Origin of the sequence: Citrobacter sp. C13 (assembly GCF_014596815.2) — a bacterium.
GTDB classification, from domain to species: domain Bacteria; phylum Pseudomonadota; class Gammaproteobacteria; order Enterobacterales; family Enterobacteriaceae; genus Citrobacter; species Citrobacter portucalensis.
The window spans coordinates 3,995,533-4,014,941 of sequence record NZ_CP115024.1 but is presented as its reverse complement, the minus strand read 5'-3'; the positions used below and the strand labels follow the sequence as shown (position 1 = coordinate 4,014,941).

Sequence of the window (19,409 nt, the reverse complement as noted above, 5' to 3'; positions counted from 1 at the left end):
TCATAAAGCGCTTTGATACGGCAAAATGTTCGAACGTAACATTTGAGTCGTGCCGAGACCGTAGTTTGAGCTCAGGCCACGGAGTTCGATATTAAAGCCGATCGTGTTGTCATAAATCGCGTGCTGCATTTTGTCATCCCAACCGTTCAGCTTACGCTCGTAGCCAAAGCGAATGGCGTAACAGCAGGAGTTGTACTGTAAGCCCAACATTGAATCTGCTTCTTTGTTCACGTTGGTATCGAAGTAGTAAGCACCAACAATCGACCAACGATCGGCGATCGGGAAGCTTGCCACTGCGCCCACCTGCGAAATCCCGTTTTCATACTGGGCGTTAGTTACATCACGTGAAGGTACAGCGGCCTTAATATACTCTGGGCTGGCATAACGGTAGTTCAACTGCAGCATACGGTTTTCGTCGCGTCGGTATTCGATACTGCTATTGCTGGTTGCGATGCTATCCAGACGCGTGTCGTACTGGATTCCACTGCGTAAACCCCAACGATCGGAGATGCGCCAGTAGGTATCGCCCGCCCATACCAGTGAACCTGTTTTGTCGTCATTCTCCCATTCTGTATGGTCATCGCCAGTGCGTGACTCGGTGAAATAGTAGATTTGACCCACAGAAATATTAAAACGTTCAACGGCCGCGTCATCATAAACGCGAGATGTGACCCCGGTCGTTACCTGGTTGGCAGAAGCGATACGGTCCAGACCACTATAGGTGCGGTCACGGAACAGGCCGCTGTAGTCAGATTGCAGCAGGGAGGAGTCATAGTTATTGATATGACTTTGGTTGCGATACGGGACGTACAGGTACTGCGCGCGCGGCTCCAGCGTCTGGGTATAACCCGGTGCCAGCATTTGCATGTCGCGCTCGAATACCATTTTGCCGTCAACTTTAAACTGCGGCATGACGCGGTTGGCTGACTCGTCGAGCTTGTTAACGTTACTCGGGTTGTTGTTGTACCAATCCAGATTGGTCTGCTGATAGTGTGTCGCCAGCAGCTTCGCTTCGGTATTGATACTGCCCCAGTTATTCGACAACGGCAGATTGATCGTCGGTTCAAGGTGAACACGCGTGGCTTCCGGCATGTTGTCATTGGTATTGACGAAATGGACCGCCTGGCCATAAATACGGGTATCAAACGGACCGACGTCGTTTTGGTAGTAGTTGACGTCTAACTGCGGCTGCGCAGAGTAGCTATTACTATTTTGTGCGTCGAAGACCTGGAACTGCTTGGTCGATACCGTGGCGTCAAAGTTTTGTACCGCGTAGCCGACGCTGAATTTCTGCGTGGCGTAGCCGTCGGTACTGGAACCGTATTTATTATCGAAATCGTTAAAGTAGCTGGTGTCGCTGACCTTGGTGTAGTCGACGTTGAAACGCCACACCTGGTCCAGTACACCAGCGTGCTGCCAGTAGAACAGCCAGCGACGTGAATTGTCATCATTCGGATGTTCGTCCTCGTACACTTTATCGGAATTCAGATAGTCGAACTCCATCAAGCCCGCCCCCGCCTGGGTGAGGTAGCGGAATTCGTTCTCCCACATGATCCCGCCGCGACGGTGCATATAGTGCGGCGTGATGGTGGCGTCCATATTGGGCGCAATGTTCCAGTAATACGGGAGGTAGAACTCAAAATAGTTATTGGTGGAATATTTTGCGTTCGGGATCAGGAAACCGGAACGGCGCTTATCGCCGACGGGTAACTGTAAATAAGGACTGTAAAAGACCGGAACCGGACCCAGTTTGAAACGGGCGTTCCAGATCTCTGCGACCTGTTCTTCACGGTCGTGGATAACTTCGCTACCGACGACGCTCCAGGTATCGGAACCCGGCAGACAGGAGGTAAAGCTACCGTTTTCCAGAATGGTATAACGGTTTTCCCCACGCTGTTTCATCAGGTCAGCTTTCCCGCGCCCCTGACGGCCGACCATCTGGTAATCACCTTCCCAGATGTTGGTATCTTTGGTATTCAGATTAGACCAGCCCTTCGGTCCCTTCAGAATAACCTGATTGTCGTCATAATGGACATTGCCTAGCGCATCGACGGTACGAATTGGCTCCGGCTGGCCTTCAGCCTGCTTCTGATGAAGCTGCACTTCGTCGGCCTGCAGGCGGCTGTTACCCTGTGCGATATCCACGTTGCCGGTAAACACCGCGTCATCGGGATAATTCCCTTTTGCGTTGTCGGCATTGATGGTGACGGGTAACTCATTAGTCTCGCCCTGTACCAGAGGACGGTCATAGCTCGGCACGCCCAGCATACACTGTGAGGCGAGATCGGCTGCCAGGCCCTGATGGCTATAGAGGGCGCTGGCAATCATGGTGGCCAGAAGAGTGGGAATACGTTTTTTCATACGTTGTATTTATTGTTCCATCATCAGTAGCGTCGCGCGTGACAAACGGTCACAGCCTAACTTATCTCATCTTCACTTCGCTAGTATTAATCCTGCCCATTTTATACCTGCCACCTTTCAAGCTGCATCTTCGTTGTCTTCCTCGTTCACCCCAGTCACTTACATGGGTAAGCTCCAGGGGACTCACTACGTTGCCGCCTTGCTGCAACTCGAAATCCAACGGGTATAGCGTTTGTGGTGTTAGGCACGGCATTGAATGACAGGTATGATAATGCAAATTATAGGCGATGTCCCACAATTGACCGCAGCCGTAAATCGGTAAAAGCACCTTATATTGTGGGACATAGCCTGGCTGAGAGCGGAAAGATTTGGGGAGTCTATGCAGTATTGGGGAAAGATAATTGGTGTAGCCGTGGCCTTAATGATGGGCGGCGGCTTCTGGGGTGTGGTTCTGGGGCTGTTAGTTGGCCACATGTTCGACAAAGCCCGCATGCGCAAAATGGCGTGGTTTGCCAACCAACGTGAACGCCAGGCGCTGTTTTTTGCCACCACTTTTGAGGTGATGGGACATCTGACCAAATCCAAAGGTCGCGTCACGGAAGCCGATATTCATATCGCCAGCCAGTTGATGGATCGGATGAATTTGCACGGTGACTCGCGAACGGCAGCACAACATGCCTTCCGGGTAGGAAAATCGGATAATTACCCATTACGTGAAAAGATGCGTCAGTTTCGCAGCGTCTGTTTTGGTCGATTCGATCTGATCCGCATGTTTCTGGAGATTCAGATCCAGGCGGCATTTGCCGATGGGTCGTTGCATCCTAACGAACGTGAAGTGCTGTATGTGATTGCTGAAGAGTTGGGGATCTCACGCACCCAATTTGATCAGTTCCTGCGCATGATGCAGGGCGGCGCACAGTTTGGCGGCGGATATCAGCAGCAGTCTGGCAGCGGTGGCTGGCAGCAGGCGCAACGTGGCCCGACGCTGGAAGACGCCTGCAATGTGCTGGGTGTGAAAACGACCGACGATGCGACTACCATAAAGCGGGCTTACCGTAAGCTGATGAGCGAGCACCATCCGGACAAACTGGTTGCGAAAGGTCTGCCGCCAGAGATGATGGAAATGGCGAAGCAAAAAGCGCAGGAAATCCAAAAAGCTTACGAGCTGATTAAGGATCAAAAAGGATTCAAGTGATTGAATTGCCGGATGCGGCTAGCGCCTTATCCGGCCTACGTTAATGAATGTAGGCCGGGCAAGCGAAGCGTCCCCGGCATAAATTGGCTCAGAATTTAAAAATCCGCCGGGACTTTAAACGTCATACTGTTGCCGTATTCGGGATGCGTGATGGTTAACATCTCTGCATGCAGCAACAGGCGCGGCGCTAACGCCAGAGCTTCCGGCGGAGCATAGAAGCGGTCGCCCAGGATCGGATGCCCTAAAGCCAGCATATGCACACGCAGCTGGTGGGAGCGTCCGGTAATGGGTTTGAGCACCACCCGGGCGGTGTTATCCGCTGCGAACTCCACGACTTCATACTCTGTCTGCGCCGATTTCCCGGTCTCATAACACACTTTTTGCTTTGGCCTGTTTGGCCAGTCACAAATCAGCGGCAAATCAACCAGACCCTCGGCCGGAGCGGGATGCCCCCAGACGCGTGCAACATACTGCTTTTTCGGTTCGCGCTCGCGAAACTGGCGTTTTAGCTCGCGCTCTGCCGCTTTGGTTAGCGCGACTACAATCACGCCGCTGGTGGCCATATCCAGACGATGCACGGATTCAGCCTGCGGATAATCGCGCTGAATACGCGTCATCACGCTGTCTTTGTGCTCATCCAGACGACCTGGCACAGACAACAAGCCGCTCGGCTTGTTGACCACCATAATGTGTTCATCCTGATACAGGATGACCAGCCAGGGTTCCTGCGGCGGATTGTAGTTTTCCATCCCCATGTATGGCTCCGTTACTGATGCGTCACGACGATCAAGCGCAGGGCATCGAGACGCCAGCCCGCCTGATCCAGGCTTTCCATCACCTGCTGACGGTTGCTTTCGATTGCGCTAAGTTCGTCATCACGGATGTTCGGGTTAACGGCACGCAGCGCTTCGAGACGGGAAAGTTCTGCCGTCAGCTTCTCGTCAGCTTCTTTACGCGCTGCGTCGATCAGCGCGCGGGCTGATTTTTCCACCTGCGCTTCACCGAGTTGCAGAATGGCATGAACATCCTGCTGCACGGCGTTGACCAGTTTGCTGCCGGTGTGGCGGTTAACGGCGCTGAGCTGACGGTTAAAGGTTTCGAACTCCACCTGTGCAGCAAGGTTATTGCCGTTTTTATCCAGCAGCATGCGTACCGGCGTTGGTGGCAGGAAGCGGTTTAGCTGCAGTTGTTTCGGTGCTTGCGCTTCAACAACATAGACCAGCTCAACCAGCAGTGTACCAACAGGTAATGCTTTGTTTTTCAACAACGAAATAGTGCTGCTTCCGGTGTCGCCGGAGAGGATCAGATCCAGACCATTGCGGATCAGCGGATGCTCCCAGGTAATAAATTGTGCATCTTCACGCGACAGGGCGACATCGCGCTCGAACGTAATGGTGCAGCCATCTTCCGGCAGCCCAGGGAAATCCGGCACCAGCATATGATCGGACGGCGTCAGCACGATCAAATTGTCGCCACGGTCATCCTGATTAATACCGACGATATCAAACAGGTTCATGGCGAAGGCGATCAGGCTGGTATCGTCGTCCTGTTCTTCAATACTCTCAGCCAGTGCCAGCGCTTTTTCGCCGCCGTTAGAGTGGATCTCCAGCAGGCGATCGCGACCTTGCTCCAGCTGTGCTTTCAGCGCGTCATGCTGTTCGCGGCAGGTTTTGATCAGATCGTCAAAGCCCTCGGTATTTTCTGGTTCAGCCAGGTAGCCGATCAGATTGTTATAGACCGTGTCATAGATGGTACGGCCGGTCGGGCAGGTGTGTTCGAACGCATCCAGACCTTCGTGGTACCAGCGCACCAGCACAGATTGCGCGGTTTTTTCCAGGTACGGAACGTGAATCTGAATATCATGCGCCTGACCAATACGGTCCAGACGGCCAATACGCTGTTCCAGCAGATCCGGGTTGAACGGCAGGTCAAACATCACCAGATTGCTGGCGAACTGGAAGTTACGCCCTTCGGAGCCGATTTCAGAGCACAGCATTACCTGGGCACCGCTATCTTCTTCGCTAAACCATGCTGCGGCGCGGTCACGCTCAATGATCGACATCCCTTCATGGAATACGGCGGCGCGGATACCTTCGCGCTCGCGCAGAACCTGCTCCAGCTGAAGCGCGGTAGTGGCTTTCGCGCAGATAACCAGCACTTTTTGCGAGCGGTGGCTGGTCAGGTAGCCCATCAGCCATTCCACGCGCGGGTCAAAGTTCCACCAGGTGCCGGTGTCGCCTTCGAATTCCTGATAAATCTGTTCCGGGTAGAGCATGTCGCGCGCCCGGTCTTCTGCACTTTTACGCGCGCCCATAATGCCGGAGACTTTAATCGCCGTCTGGTATTGGGTCGGCAGCGGCAGCTTGATGGTATGCAGTTCGCGTTTCGGGAAGCCTTTCACGCCGTTACGGGTGTTACGGAACAGGACGCGGCTGGTGCCGTGGCGGTCCATCAGCATCGAAACCAGCTCCTGACGCGCGCTCTGTGCGTCTTCGCTGTCGCTGTTTGCCGCCTGCAATAGCGGCTCAATGTCCTGCTCGCCAATCATGTCGCCTAACATGTTCAGCTCATTGTTACTCAGCTTGTTGCCTGCCAGTAGCATCGCGACGGCGTCGGCGACCGGACGATAATTTTTTTGCTCTTCAACAAACTGGGCGAAATCGTGGAAACGGCTCGGGTCCAGCAGGCGCAGGCGCGCGAAGTGGCTTTCCATGCCCAGCTGTTCCGGTGTAGCGGTTAGCAGCAGGATGCCCGGCACACGTTCTGCCAGTTGTTCAATGGCCATATATTCGCGGCTGGGCGCGTCTTCGCTCCATACCAGGTGATGGGCTTCATCGACAATCAGCAGATCCCACTCGGCGTCACACAGGTGCTCCAGACGCTGTTTATTACGACGGGCAAAGTCCAGCGAGCAGATGACCAGTTGTTCGGTTTCAAACGGGTTGTAGGCGTCGTGCTGCGCTTCTGCATAACGCTCATCATCAAACAGTGCAAAACGCAGGTTGAAGCGGCGCAGCATTTCGACCAGCCACTGGTGCTGTAATGTCTCTGGGACGATGATCAGCACGCGCTCTGCGGCGCCGGACAGCAGTTGTTGATGCAGGATCATCCCGGCTTCAATGGTTTTACCTAAACCCACTTCATCTGCCAGTAAAACGCGAGGGGCATGACGACGGCCAACATCATGGGCAATGTTCAGCTGGTGAGGAATCAGGCTGGTACGTTGACCACGCAAACCACTCCACGGCATACGGTATTGTTCGCTCTGAAATTTACGTGCGCGATAGCGCAGAGCAAAGCGATCCATACGGTCAATCTGGCCGGCAAACAGGCGATCTTGTGGTTTACTGAATACCAGTTTGCTGTCGAGCAGTACTTCACGCAGCGTGACACCGGTTTCTTCGGTATCCAGGCGGGTTCCGATATAGGCAAGCAGGCCGTTTTCTTCTTTTACTTCATCGACATGCAGTTGCCAGCCTTCATGGCTTGTTATCGTATCGCCAGGATTGAACATCACGCGGGTCACGGGGGAATCACTGCGCGCATACAGACGGTTTTCGCCCGTCGATGAGAAAAGTAAAGTGACGGTTCGCGCATCCATGGCGACAACAGTACCAAGTCCCAATTCGCTTTCTGTATCGCTGATCCAGCGTTGACCAAGTGTAAAAGGCATATATGTTCGGCTCTATATCTTTAATTGCAGGCAATACTCGTCATTTTCCGGGCTAGTCCCCGTTATTGAGAGCATACGACCCCGCTACCAGGCTAATAAATCAGTGGTAGTGGTGTTAAATGGGTCCAGGAATGGAAAGGGCGCTATGGTACTGGATGGCGGCGGTTTCGTCACGCGTCAAAATAACCCCAGTTGTCCTGTGAGTAGTGTAGCAAAATTATCGTCAATAAAGGGAAGAATTCCCTCGGCAACGGGTTGAATCTGGCGGGTCAGATAATGCTCGTAATCGAGCACAGATAGCTGATAATCAACAGGTTCAGGGCCATTGACCGTCCAGACATATTTTATGGTTCCGCGATTCTGATACTGTGGCGGACGCCCCAGCTTTACATTCTGCTCATCGGCTAACCGCGCAGCGCGAACGTGTGGTGGAACATTTCGCTGGTATTCACTTAACGGGCGACGCAGGCGCTTGCGGTACACCAGTTGTTCATCCATTTCACCGGCCATCAGACGGTCAATAGTCTCGCGAACAAACTCCTGATAAGGTTCGTTACGAAAAATTCGCAGGTATAGCTCCTGCTGAAACTGTTGGGCCAGCGGCGTCCAGTCGGTTCGTACCGTTTCCAGTCCCTTAAACACCATACGTTGCTCAGCACCGTCCTGAATCATCCCTGCATAGCGTTTTTTACTGCCGGTATCTGCACCGCGAATGGTCGGCATCAGAAAGCGACAAAAATGGGTTTCAAATTCCAGTTCCAGCGCGCTGGTCAGATTTTGTTGCTTCAGCGATTGCACCCACCAGGTGTTGACATAGCTCACCAGTTCCCGACCAATTCGGGCTGCATCGTCTTCTGAGTGCGCCTTTTTCAGCCAGACAAAGGTCGAGTCGGTATCGCCATAAATGACATCGTAACCCTGAGCCTCAATTAACGCTTTGGTCTGGCGCATGATCGCATGGCCGCGCATGGTAATGGACGAGGCCAGTCTCGGGTCGAAAAAGCGACAGGCAGTGGTGCCCAGCACGCCGTAAAATGCGTTCATGATGATTTTCAACGCCTGTGAGAGTGGCTTATTGCCACGGCGTTTTGCTTCTTCGCGCCCGTGCCAGATCTGAGTAACGATTTCAGGCAGGCAGTGCTTTTCGCGTGAAAACCAGGCGTCAAGGAAACCTTCGGTGCTGTGTTCCGGATTCGGCTGCGCCATCCCTTCGATAAGCCCCACCGGATCGATTAAAAAAGTACGAATTATTGAGGGATACAGGCTTTTGTAATCCAGCACCAGTACCGAGTCGTATAAGCCTGGGCGTGAGTCCATCACGTAGCCGCCGGGACTGGCGTGCGCGGGGACTTCACCCAGATTCGGCGCCACATAACCCGCCCGGTGCATTCGTGGCAGGTAGAGATGTCCGAAGGCGGCAACTGAACCACCGTGCCGGTCGACCGGCAGACCGTTGACCGTCGATCGTTCCAGCAGAAATGGCATGATCTCGGTTTTATGAAAAATGCGCGTGACCAACTCACAGTCTTTGAGATTGTAGGTGGCAAGCGCGGGCTTATCCTGGGCAAATCGACGGTCGATTTCGTCCATTCTGTCCCACGGATTATCAATCGACTTCCCTTCGCCCAGCAGCTCCTGTGACACTGTTTCCAGTGAAAATGACGAGAAATTCCAGAATGCGGATTTGAGTGCCTCAATACCATCGATAATCAGGCGGCCTTTAGCCTGAGCGAAGAATACGCCGTTTTTGAAGCCATGCTCGCGCCACTCAAGCTCGCTACTATCACGACCAAAACGCAGGGGAATGCGGTAACGTTCGGCGTGCTGTTGCAGGACGCGTAAATCGAATTGCACGACGTTCCAGCCGATTATCACATCAGGATCGTGACGGGCAATCCAGTCATTTAGTTTTTCCAGCAACTGCGGGCGGCTTGCAACGTACTCAAGTTCAAAATCCAGCGTAGAGGCGTCGCCGTTTGCCGGGCCGAGTATGTAGACAATACGCTGCCCGCAGCCTTCCAGACCGATGCAATAGAGTTCGCCGTGGCGGGTTGTTTCGATATCCAGCGATACCCATTTTAGCGGTGGTCGATAGTCAGGGTTCGGCTTCAGGCGGGCATTCACCAGCATGTCGCCATGTCTGTCGCCTTCGACCCAAACAGGGGAGGTGATAAAGCGCTCCATCAGATACCGCTCAGGTGGGCGTACGTCGCCCTCATAGACGGTGACTGCGTTTTCGCGCAGCAGTTTTTCCAACCGCATGAGCTGGCGATGTGAGCGGCAATACAGGCCGGAAACAGGCTGGCGGTGGAAGTCTTGCAACTGCAGCGGTGTCAGGCGATAGCCGTTTTCAGTGCGTAATAATGACGTTACGCGAGGAACCTGACTGGTGGGAATAAACGCGACCGACTCCTGAGGCGCGAGCATGACCTGCAGCGGCCCATTGTCTGTAGCCAGCCAGAATGAGACCTCAGTTCCCTGTGGGGTGTCCCGCCAGTGCCGGGTTAAAATAAAACCTGCTTGCGCCACGCTGCGTATCCATCAAAAAACCAGGCATTATTATAGCCTGGTTCTGATAAATTAGCTGTGATTTTATACAGTTGTCATGCTCAAAAGAGGTTACTGCCCGTAATACGCTTTTGTACCGTGTTTGCGCAGGTAGTGTTTATCTAGCAGGGTTTGCTGCATATCCGGTAACTGCGGCGCGAGCTGGCGACAGAAGATCCCCATATAGGCGACTTCTTCCAGCACGATGGCGTTATGCACCGCGTCTTCGGCATTTTTTCCCCAGGCAAACGGACCGTGAGAGTGCACCAGCACGCCAGGCATCTGCGCGGCGTCAATACCTTGTTTCTCAAAGGTTTCAACGATCACGTTGCCGGTTTCCCATTCATATTCGCCGTTGATTTCTTCGTCGATCATTTTCCGTGTGCAGGGAATCGAACCGTAGAAATAGTCCGCATGGGTGGTCCCCGTTGCCGGAATCGACTGACCCGCCTGCGCCCAGATGGTTGCATGACGCGAATGGGTGTGAACAATACCGCCAATGGTCGGGAATGCCTGATACAGCAAACGGTGTGTTGGGGTATCTGAGGAAGGTTTCTTCGTACCTTCAACAACTTCACCCGTGGCGATACTGACTACCACCATATCGTCGGCGGTCATTACGCTGTAATCGACTCCCGAAGGTTTAATCACAAACACGCCGCGCTCGCGATCGACAGCGCTGACATTCCCCCAGGTCAGGGTGACCAGATTGTGCTTAGGCAACGCCAGATTGGCTTCCAGTACCTGATGTTTGAGATCTTCTAACATGATGCTCTCCGATGAATCTTGCCGGATGGCGCTACGCTTATCCGGCCTACAAATCGCACATTCTTGTAGGCCGGATGAGGTGTTTACGCCGTCATCCGGCAGTTGTTAACGTTTGAAGCCGTAATACACTTCGTTCCAGCGCAGCGCGTCCTTAAAGGCCGGCAGGCGGGTATCGTTATCGATCACCGCGATCTCGATATCGTGCATTTCAGCAAACTGGCGCATATCGTTCAGATCCAGCGCGTGGCTGAACACGGTGTGGTGTGCGCCACCGGCCAGGATCCAGGCTTCAGAAGCGGTTGGCAGATCCGGTTGAGCTTTCCACAGCGCGTTAGCGACAGGCAGTTTTGGCAGGGAGTGCGGCGTTTGCACTGTGTCGATGCAGTTAACCAGCAGGCGATAGCGATCGCCGAGATCGATCAGGCTGGCAACCACTGCCGGGCCGGTTTTGGTGTTGAAGATCAGACGGGCAGGATCGTCTTTACCACCAATGCCGAGGTGCTGTACGTCGAGGATCGGTTTCTCTTCCACCGCGATGGACGGGCACACTTCCAGCATGTGCGAGCCGAGCACCAGATCGTTGCCTTTCTCGAAGTGGTAGGTGTAATCCTCCATAAATGAGGTGCCGCCCTGCAGACCGGTTGACATCACCTTCATGATGCGAAGCAGAGCGGCGGTTTTCCAGTCGCCTTCGCCCGCAAAACCGTAGCCTTGCTGCATCAGACGCTGTACGGCCAGACCAGGGAGCTGTTTCAGGCCGTGTAAATCTTCAAATGTGGTAGTGAAGGCGTGGAATCCGCCCTGTTCCAGGAAGCGCTTCATCCCCAGTTCAATACGGGCCGCTTCCAGGACGTTCTGACGTTTTTCACCGTGGACTTGCGTCGCCGCAGTCATGGTGTAGGTGCTTTCGTACTCATCGATCAGCGCGTTGATTTCGCCGTCGCTAATTGCGTTCACTACCTGCACCAGATCGCCCACGGCCCAGGTGTTTACCGAGAAGCCGAACTTGATCTGCGCAGCGACTTTATCGCCATCGGTGACCGCAACTTCACGCATGTTGTCGCCAAAACGGCAGACTTTAAGGTGGCGGGTATCCTGTTTGGACACGGCCTGGCGCATCCAGGAGCCAATGCGTTCGTGCGCTTGTTTATCCTGCCAGTGACCGGTGACCACGGCATGCTGCTGACGCATACGCGCGCCGATGAAGCCGAACTCACGACCGCCGTGCGCAGTCTGGTTCAGGTTCATAAAGTCCATATCAATGCTGTCCCACGGCAGGGCGGCGTTGAACTGGGTGTGGAACTGCATCAGCGGCTTGTTGAGAATAGTCAGGCCGTTAATCCACATTTTTGCCGGGGAGAAGGTATGCAGCCAGACCACCATCCCTGCACAGCGATCGTCGTAATTTGCGTCACGACAGATAGCGGTAATCTCATCAGGGGAAGTGCCTAGCGGTTTTAATACCAGCTTGCAGGGCAGTTTGGCTTCAGTATTCAGTGCGTTAACGACGTGCTCGGCATGTTGGGTTACCTGACGCAGGGTTTCAGGGCCATACAGATGCTGGCTACCAATCACAAACCACACTTCATAGTTATCAAAAATCGTCATTGTCGTGTCCTTAATGTGTCAGGGTTGCCAGATCTACCGGGGCTTGTTGCGCCGGAGCGGCAGTCGGAAGGTATTGCTGTTCAGCGCTTACTGCCCACTGCTGATAGCGGCGGTAAAGCTGTTCAAAACGTTGAGCCTGCTCTGGGCGAGGTTGCAGCGTGTTTTCCACGGCGCTTGCCATCTGCTGTTGAGCGGCAGGGATATCGGCGTGTACTTTCGCGGCAACGGCGGCGAAGATAGCCGCACCGAGTGCGCAGCACTGGTCTGAAGCGACAATCTGTAGCGGACGGTTCAGCACGTCACAGCAGGCCTGCATGATGACCGGGTTCTTGCGCGCGATACCGCCAAGCGCCATCACGTTGTTAACCGCAATGCCTTGTTCGGTGAAGCATTCCATAATGGCGCGCGCGCCAAAGGCGGTGGCGGCAATCAGACCACCGAACAGCGCTGGCGCGTCGGTTGCCAGGTTCAGATCGGTAATCACCCCTTTCAAACGCTGGTTGGCATTGGGCGTACGGCGACCGTTGAACCAGTCGAGCACGACCGGCAGATGCTCCAGTGATGGATTTTTCGCCCATGCTTCGGTGAGTGCAGGCAGCAGCTGTTTTTGACTGGCTTTAATCTGGGTCTGCAGTTCCGGATGCTGTACGGCAAGCTGTTCCAGCGGCCAGCTCAGCACGCGGCTAAACCAGGCATAGATATCACCGAATGCAGACTGACCAGCTTCGAGGCCAATAAAATTCGGCACCACGCTGCCATCAACCTGGCCGCAAATGCCTTTCACCGCACGCTCGCCAACGCTTTGCTTATCGGCAATCAGAATGTCGCAGGTTGACGTGCCGATGACTTTCACCAGCGTGTTAGGCTGTGCACCTGCGCCGACCGCGCCCATATGACAGTCAAAAGCACCGCCTGCAATCACCACACTTTCCGGTAGTCCAAGACGCTGTGCCCACTCGGCGCACAGGGTGCCAACCGGCAGATCCGCGGTGAAGGTATCGGTAAACATTGGGTATTGCAGATGGCGGTTGAGGATGGGGTCGAGTTCGTCAAAGAAACTGGCTGGCGGCAGACCACCCCAGCTTTCATGCCACAGAGATTTATGCCCGGCGCTGCAGCGACCGCGACGAATATCCTGTGGGCGTACGGTGTTGGAGAGCAGGGCCGGAACCCAGTCGCATAGCTCAATCCACGAAACCGCAGCTTCGGCAACTGCGTGGTCCTGACGAGTTACATGCAGGATTTTGGCCCAGAACCATTCGCTGGAATAAATGCCGCCGATATAGCGGGAGTAATCGATCTTGCCCGGTGTATGGCACAGGCGGGTGATTTCTTCGGCTTCTTCTACTGAGGTGTGATCTTTCCACAGGACAAACATTGCATTCGGGTTTTCCGCGAACTCCGGACGCAGCGCCAGTACATTACCGTCTGCATCGATGGGGGCCGGGGTTGAGCCGGTACTGTCAACGCCAATACCGACCACTTCCGCGCGCTGCTCAGCACTCAGTTCGGCCAGTACGGTTTTCAGCGCCGCTTCCATGGATTCAATGTAGTCGCGCGGATGATGGCGAAACTGGTTGTTTGGGCCATCGCAATACTGCCCTTCCTGCCAACGTGGGTACCACTCAACGCTGGTGGCGATCTCTTCGCCGGTGGCACATTCCACCGCCAAAGCGCGTACTGAATCACTACCAAAATCGAGGCCAATTGCAATCGCCATCGTCTTACTCCATCCAAAAATACGGGTATGGATAAACAGTAGTGAGTAGCGATAAAAACCGTCAGGCAGGATCCGCTAATCTTATGGACTAAAATGCTGTGGCATCACAAAGTGTGACGCTGTGCAAATAATCAATGTGGACATTTCTGCCGTAGTTATAGACACTTTTGTTAGCCGATTTTGACGTTGGCGTAGTACATGTTTTTTACAAAGAGCTTTTCACAAGCGGGGTTGATGGTCCATTGTCGCAAATACAGCGGCCCGCAGGGGCGACAGCGATGATGTCTGGCGTAATATGGACAAATTGTTTCTTGGCAGGACGTAGGGAGTATTGAAATTATGGCTGAAACGCAAAACGATCCCCTGTTGCCAGGTTATTCGTTTAACGCGCATTTGGTGGCCGGATTAACCCCCATCGAGGCGAACGGATACCTGGATTTTTTTATCGACAGGCCGCTGGGTATGAAGGGTTATATCCTCAATCTCACCATCCGTGGCGAAGGGGTTATCAATAATCAGGGTAAGCAGTTTGTCTGCCGGCCTGGCGATATTCTGTTGTTTCCACCTGGAGAAATTCACCACTACGGGCGCTATCCTGATGCCAGCGAGTGGTATCACCAGTGGGTTTACTTTCGCCCGCGCGCCTACTGGCAGGAGTGGCTGACCTGGCCGGCCATTTTTGGCCAGACCGGTTTTTTCCGCCCGGATGAAGCACATCAGCCGCATTTTAACGAGCTGTTTGGGCAGATAATTAACGCCGGGCAGGGAGAAGGCCGCTATTCCGAACTGCTGGCGATTAATTTACTGGAACAGTTGTTGCTCCGACGTATGGAAGCCATCAATGAATCGCTACACCCTCCCATGGACAACCGCGTCCGCGATGCCTGTCAGTACATCAGCGATCACCTGGCGGACAGCAATTTTGATATCGCCAGCGTCGCGCAGCACGTCTGCCTGTCGCCTTCCCGTTTGTCGCATCTGTTCCGTCAGCAGCTGGGTATCAGCGTTTTGAGCTGGCGCGAGGATCAGCGCATCAGCCAGGCGAAGCTATTACTGAGTACCACACGTATGCCCATTGCCACCGTAGGTCGCAATGTTGGCTTTGACGATCAGCTCTATTTCTCTCGTGTTTTCAAAAAATGTACCGGGGCCAGTCCGAGCGAGTTTCGTGCTGGATGTGAATAAAAAGTGAATGATGTATCCTGAAAGTTGTCATAACTCGCAATCTATTCAGACAATTGATGGCTTGACGAAGTTGAGAGGGGTTATCAAAATCCCTGCTTCGTAAATTTGACGGACACATTATGCAAGCATTGCTGGAACACTTTATTCTCCAGTCCGCCCTGTACTCTCTGATCGCCGTACTTCTGGTGGCTTTTTTGGAGTCGCTGGCGCTGGTTGGTCTGATTCTGCCCGGGACCGTGATGATGGCGGGGTTGGGCGCGCTGATTGGCAGTGGCGAACTGAACTTCTGGCATGCCTGGCTTGCGGGCATCGTCGGCTGTCTGTTGGGGGACTGGATCTCCTTCTGGTTGGGCTGGCGCTTTAAAAAGCCATTGCACCGTTGGTCGTTCATGAAAAAGAACAAGGCGTTGCTGGATAAAACCGAGCACGCCCTGCATCAGCACAGCATGTTTACTATTCTGGTGGGGCGTTTTGTCGGACCGACGCGCCCGCTGGTGCCGATGGTTGCAGGCATGCTGGATCTGCCTGTCGCTAAATTTATCGTCCCGAATATTATTGGCTGCGTGCTGTGGCCACCGTTCTACTTCCTGCCGGGGATCCTGGCGGGAGCGGCAATTGATATCCCTTCTGATATGCAGAGCGGGGATTTTAAATGGTTGCTGCTGGCGACGGCGGTGTTGCTCTGGGTGGGCGGGTGGTTTTGCTGGCGGCTGTGGCGCAGTGGCAAAGCGGCTGTTGATCGCTTAACGGCGTATTTCCCCCGCAGCCGTTTGCTGTATCTGGCGCCGTTAACGCTCGGGATCGGCGTGGTCGCGCTGGTGGCGTTACTGCGCCATCCGCTGATGCCGGTGTATATCGATATTCTGCGCAAAGTGGTGGGTTACTGACGACACCTTTGCTTGCCTTATCCGGCCTACAAAATGTGCGACCTGCAGGCCGGATAAGGCGTTCACGCCGTCATCCGGCAACGCATTATGCTTTAATGCCCAATAGCGCCGAGGCGCTGGCGTTGCCGCTTAACAGATCATCCGTTTTGCCCTGCCACGCGATGCGCCCATCGGCGACAACAATCGAGCGGGACGCAATTCGCGCCGCATCTTCTACGCTGTGAGAAACCATCAGTAACGTCAACTGCTTCTCGCGACAGACCTCGGCGACCAGCGTTAGCATCTCCTGGCGCAGCGCAGGATCGAGCGCAGAGAATGGTTCATCAAGCAGTAAAATAGGTTGTTCCCGCACCAGGCAACGCGCCAGCGCCACGCGCTGTCTCTGCCCGCCGGAAAGCTCGCCGGGGAGTCGCTCCAGCAGTGAGTCGATCCCCATTTGTTGGGCGATGTGGTGCATTTTCTCCCGCTGCGATGCGTTCAGCTTCAATCCCGGATTCAGGCCCAGGCCGATGTTTTGCTGCACGCTCAGGTGGCTGAACAGGTTATTTTCCTGAAACAACATGGAAACGGGACGGCGTGAGGGCGGCGTGGTGGTGTGATCTTCACCGTCAATCATCATGGTACCGCTGGCGGGCGTGAGGAAGCCGGCAATCAGATTCAAAAGCGTACTTTTCCCGGCGCCGCTGGGGCCGAGCACTGCAATCTGCTCGCCGCGCGCGACTGACAGCGTAAAGCGCATGGGCAGATGGTGATAAAGCCATGTGATATCAATCAGTTTTAACATTTCGACCCGGCAATTTCTCAATAACGGTAAACAGCGTAAAGCACAGGATCAGCAGTAATAACGCCGTAACTGCGCCATCCTGACTGCGATAAGAGCCAATCTGCTGATATAAATAAAACGGCAGGGTGCGGAAATCCTCATTACCAAATAACGCCACTACGCCAAAATCGCCAATCGACAGGACGCAGGCAAACGCCATCGCCTGCGCCAGCGGGCGCTTCAGGGCGCGCAGTTCAACCACTTTCAGGCGCGACCATCCCTCAATGCCTAACGACTGACACAACATACTGTAGCGCGCAGTGACATCACGCATTGGGTTTTCCAGCACCTTCAGTGCATAAGGGATCGCCATCAACGCATTGGTAAAAATAACAATACCGTCGGCAGATTCGGGAAGCCCAATGGTGTTATTGAGCAGCAGAAAGAAGCCGGTAGCTAACACGATGCCCGGCATGGCGAGGATCATCATGCCGCTCAACTCCAGCATCTGACCTGCCAGCAGCTGCTGTCTGGCACGAAGTTCACGACTGCTCCATAACAGCATCATGGTGAGTACGACGCATAACGCTCCTGCTGCTAATGCGATGCGCAGCGAGGTTCCCAGCGCCTGCCACAGCACTGGCTGCATCAGTACATCCAGAACATGGCGGTTTAAGCCATCGACAACTACCGCCAGCAGCGGCGGCAGCAACAGCAACAGGGCAAGAATAATCAGGATTGCGTCAGCCAGTCGGCTGTGCAGGCGATCGTCGGGATCGCGCCAGCCTTGTACCAGGGTAGCACCGGGAGCAATCGCCCGGCTCAGACGTTGACTGAGGAGCACCAGCGCCAAACAACAAACCATCTGGATCAACGCCAGCATGGCTGCGCGGGCAGGATCGTAATCAAAATTCAGCGCCTGATAGATAGCCAGCTCGATGGTGGTGGCCTGTGGCCCGCCGCCAAGCGACAGAACGGTGGCGAAGCTGGCGAAGCACAGCATAAAGATGAGTGCCGCGACGGGCAGGATCTGACGACGCAGCCACGGCCATTCAACAAAACGGAAGAAATGCCAGCCACGCATACCCAACTGAGCGGCTAACTGCCGCTGTTCGCCGGGAATATTCTCCAGCGACTGTAACAACAGGCGGCTGGCCATCGGCAGATTGAAAAAGACATGCGCCAGCAGAATGCCCTGCAAACCGTATGGCGAAAACGTCCACTCCAGCCCGAATGTATGCCAGAGCGAGGCCAGCCAACCCTGGCGGCCGTAGACGCTAAGAATACCGAATACCGCGACCAGCACTGGCAGGATTAACGTCATCGCGCACAGGCGCAGCAGCGCCAGACGTCCTGGAAAACGACGACGATAGAGCGCTCTGGCAAGGAAAATCGCCGGGACAACCGACAGCACAGCGGATAAAAAAGCCTGCCAGAAAGAAAAGCGCACTACGTGCCACAGGTAGTTGTCTTGCCACAGCGAGAGCCACTCTCCCTGCGGGGCGTTAAACCACAGAGCCAGAAATGCGGCCAGGGCAACGGCCACCATCAGCGTAGCTGCGGTAAGCCCTGGAACCAACCAGCCGGGGATTAACGGCTGACGGCGCGTTGCCATTCGCTAATCCATGCCTGACGTTGAGCCGCAACCTGCTGCGGCGTAAATTCCAGCGCGGTGGCCGGTTTATTCAGTTGCTCGAATCCTGGCGGCAGGGCGACTTGCGTCACGGGATACATCCAGTTGCCGGTCGGAATCGCATTCTGGAATGCCGGGGACACCATAAACTTCAGGAATTTCTCGGCCAGTTCCGGCTGCTTGCTGGCCGCAGTACGGGCGGCGACTTCCACCTGCAAATAGTGGCCTTCGCTAAAGTCGGCTGCGGCGTAGTTGTCTTTTTTATCGGCGATGATGTGATAGGCCGGAGAGGTGGTGTAGCTGAGCACCAGATCGCTTTCACCTTTCAGGAACAGGCCGTAGGCTTCGCTCCAGCCCTTGGTGACGGTGACGGTTTTGGCTGCCAGTTTCTGCCACGCCTCTGGCGCTTTATCGCCATAGACTTTCTGCATCCATAGCAGCAGACCCAATCCAGGCGTGCTGGTACGCGGATCCTGATAAATGACGCGCCATTTTTGGCCGCTCTCTACCAGTTCTTTCAGGCTTTTGGGCGGATTCTTCAGCTTGTTCTTATCATAAACGAAGGCGAAATAGCCATAGTCAAACGGAACGAAGGTATCGTTTTTCCAGCCGCCGGGTACGTTAACGGCGTCGTTTGCAACACCACTTTTGGCAAACAGTTTGGTTTGTGTGGCGGCTTCCAGAAGGTTGTTATCCAGACCCAGCACGACGTCGGCTTTGCTGTTTTTTCCTTCCATGCGCAAGCGGTTAAGCAGCGAGACGCCATCTTCCAACGCGACCAGTTTTAGCTCGCAGTTGCAGTCAGCTTCAAAGGCTTTTTTGATTGTCGGGCCCGGGCCCCAGTCAGCTGCGAACGAGTCGTAGGTATAGACGGTCAGTACAGGTTTAGCGAAGGCAGGCGCTGCGCACAGCAGTAAAAGCGGAAGACATTTTTTAAACACTTTGCACCTCAAGAGTTGGGTGGCAAAGGACTTGAGATAAGCCTCAAATCCCTTCGCCGGCATTATCCGGATCAGGTTCGACGGGTATCTCTCAGCCAGCATATTGCATAGCACCCCGTTGAGAACGG

Annotated in this window: 13 protein-coding genes and 1 riboswitch; of the genes, 3 read left to right on the top strand and 10 right to left on the bottom strand. The window is 54.5% G+C overall.

The genetic code is table 11. The features are described from left to right. The gene (lptD, locus tag IB222_RS19190) at window positions 1–2,361 is read right to left on the bottom strand and encodes an LPS assembly protein LptD (RefSeq protein WP_148362459.1); all 2,361 of its coding nucleotides are present in this window, start codon (window positions 2,359–2,361) and stop codon (window positions 1–3) included. 379 nt (window positions 2,362–2,740) lie between these two features. Here lptD and djlA point away from each other — a divergent pair, with 379 nt between their 5' ends. Then, entirely contained in the window at window positions 2,741–3,556 is an 816-nt protein-coding gene (djlA, locus tag IB222_RS19185) for a co-chaperone DjlA (protein ID WP_003829600.1), read from the top strand. A 95-nt stretch (window positions 3,557–3,651) separates the two neighbouring features. Here the strand turns inward: djlA and rluA are convergent, their stop codons facing one another. The 6 genes from rluA to araB form a co-directional block, all read right to left on the bottom strand. Then, complete coding sequence (rluA, locus tag IB222_RS19180) at window positions 3,652–4,311, bottom strand: bifunctional tRNA pseudouridine(32) synthase/23S rRNA pseudouridine(746) synthase RluA (RefSeq protein WP_003018849.1); 660 nt, start codon at window positions 4,309–4,311, stop codon at window positions 3,652–3,654. Between the two features lie 11 nt (window positions 4,312–4,322). Further along, the gene (rapA, locus tag IB222_RS19175) at window positions 4,323–7,229 is read right to left on the bottom strand and encodes an RNA polymerase-associated protein RapA (protein ID WP_063941096.1); all 2,907 of its coding nucleotides are present in this window, start codon (window positions 7,227–7,229) and stop codon (window positions 4,323–4,325) included. Between the two features lie 177 nt (window positions 7,230–7,406). Next, the gene (polB, locus tag IB222_RS19170) at window positions 7,407–9,758 is read right to left on the bottom strand and encodes a DNA polymerase II (protein ID WP_149384467.1); all 2,352 of its coding nucleotides are present in this window, start codon (window positions 9,756–9,758) and stop codon (window positions 7,407–7,409) included. A gap of 90 nt (window positions 9,759–9,848) precedes the next feature. Continuing rightward, window positions 9,849–10,544, bottom strand: coding sequence for an L-ribulose-5-phosphate 4-epimerase (gene araD / locus IB222_RS19165; RefSeq protein WP_149384466.1), 696 nt, complete (start codon window positions 10,542–10,544; stop codon window positions 9,849–9,851). Between the two features lie 105 nt (window positions 10,545–10,649). Further along, window positions 10,650–12,152 carry an L-arabinose isomerase gene (araA, locus tag IB222_RS19160; RefSeq protein WP_003829590.1) on the bottom strand — a complete coding sequence of 501 codons (1,503 nt, stop codon included), beginning with the start codon at window positions 12,150–12,152 and terminating at the stop codon, window positions 10,650–10,652. Between the two features lie 10 nt (window positions 12,153–12,162). After that, window positions 12,163–13,872, bottom strand: coding sequence for a ribulokinase (gene araB / locus IB222_RS19155; RefSeq protein ID WP_003829588.1), 1,710 nt, complete (start codon window positions 13,870–13,872; stop codon window positions 12,163–12,165). A 339-nt stretch (window positions 13,873–14,211) separates the two neighbouring features. Here araB and araC point away from each other — a divergent pair, with 339 nt between their 5' ends. After that, window positions 14,212–15,057, top strand: coding sequence for an arabinose operon transcriptional regulator AraC (gene araC, locus IB222_RS19150; RefSeq protein WP_149384465.1), 846 nt, complete (start codon window positions 14,212–14,214; stop codon window positions 15,055–15,057). 119 nt (window positions 15,058–15,176) lie between these two features. After that, complete coding sequence (locus IB222_RS19145) at window positions 15,177–15,944, top strand: DedA family protein (protein WP_003829584.1); 768 nt, start codon at window positions 15,177–15,179, stop codon at window positions 15,942–15,944. A gap of 85 nt (window positions 15,945–16,029) precedes the next feature. Here the strand turns inward: IB222_RS19145 and thiQ are convergent, their stop codons facing one another. Genes thiQ through thiB form a run of 3 tightly spaced genes read right to left on the bottom strand, consistent with a single transcriptional unit; the run spans window position 16,030 to window position 19,281 of the window. Continuing rightward, window positions 16,030–16,728, bottom strand: coding sequence for a thiamine ABC transporter ATP-binding protein ThiQ (thiQ, locus tag IB222_RS19140; protein WP_003829583.1), 699 nt, complete (start codon window positions 16,726–16,728; stop codon window positions 16,030–16,032). Beyond that, complete coding sequence (gene thiP / locus IB222_RS19135; RefSeq protein WP_149384464.1) at window positions 16,712–18,322, bottom strand: thiamine/thiamine pyrophosphate ABC transporter permease ThiP; 1,611 nt, start codon at window positions 18,320–18,322, stop codon at window positions 16,712–16,714. Before thiP ends, thiQ begins: the two co-directional genes overlap by 17 nt. Beyond that, on the bottom strand, window positions 18,298–19,281 hold the full coding sequence (gene thiB, locus IB222_RS19130) for a thiamine ABC transporter substrate binding subunit (RefSeq protein ID WP_149384463.1): 984 nt from the start codon (window positions 19,279–19,281) through the stop codon (window positions 18,298–18,300). Before thiB ends, thiP begins: the two co-directional genes overlap by 25 nt. A 30-nt stretch (window positions 19,282–19,311) precedes the next feature. Continuing rightward, window positions 19,312–19,409, bottom strand: a riboswitch (TPP riboswitch).

Coding starts and splice junctions, on each gene's coding strand:
- lptD (WP_148362459.1), bottom strand. CDS start 2,361: ATGAAAAAACGTATTCCCACTCTTCTGGCCACCATGATTGCCAGCGCC.
- djlA (WP_003829600.1), top strand. CDS start 2,741: ATGCAGTATTGGGGAAAGATAATTGGTGTAGCCGTGGCCTTAATGATG.
- rluA (WP_003018849.1), bottom strand. CDS start 4,311: ATGGGGATGGAAAACTACAATCCGCCGCAGGAACCCTGGCTGGTCATC.
- rapA (WP_063941096.1), bottom strand. CDS start 7,229: ATGCCTTTTACACTTGGTCAACGCTGGATCAGCGATACAGAAAGCGAA.
- araD (WP_149384466.1), bottom strand. CDS start 10,544: ATGTTAGAAGATCTCAAACATCAGGTACTGGAAGCCAATCTGGCGTTG.
- araA (WP_003829590.1), bottom strand. CDS start 12,152: ATGACGATTTTTGATAACTATGAAGTGTGGTTTGTGATTGGTAGCCAG.
- araB (WP_003829588.1), bottom strand. CDS start 13,872: ATGGCGATTGCAATTGGCCTCGATTTTGGTAGTGATTCAGTACGCGCT.
- araC (WP_149384465.1), top strand. CDS start 14,212: ATGGCTGAAACGCAAAACGATCCCCTGTTGCCAGGTTATTCGTTTAAC.
- IB222_RS19145 (WP_003829584.1), top strand. CDS start 15,177: ATGCAAGCATTGCTGGAACACTTTATTCTCCAGTCCGCCCTGTACTCT.
- thiQ (WP_003829583.1), bottom strand. CDS start 16,728: ATGTTAAAACTGATTGATATCACATGGCTTTATCACCATCTGCCCATG.
- thiP (WP_149384464.1), bottom strand. CDS start 18,322: ATGGCAACGCGCCGTCAGCCGTTAATCCCCGGCTGGTTGGTTCCAGGG.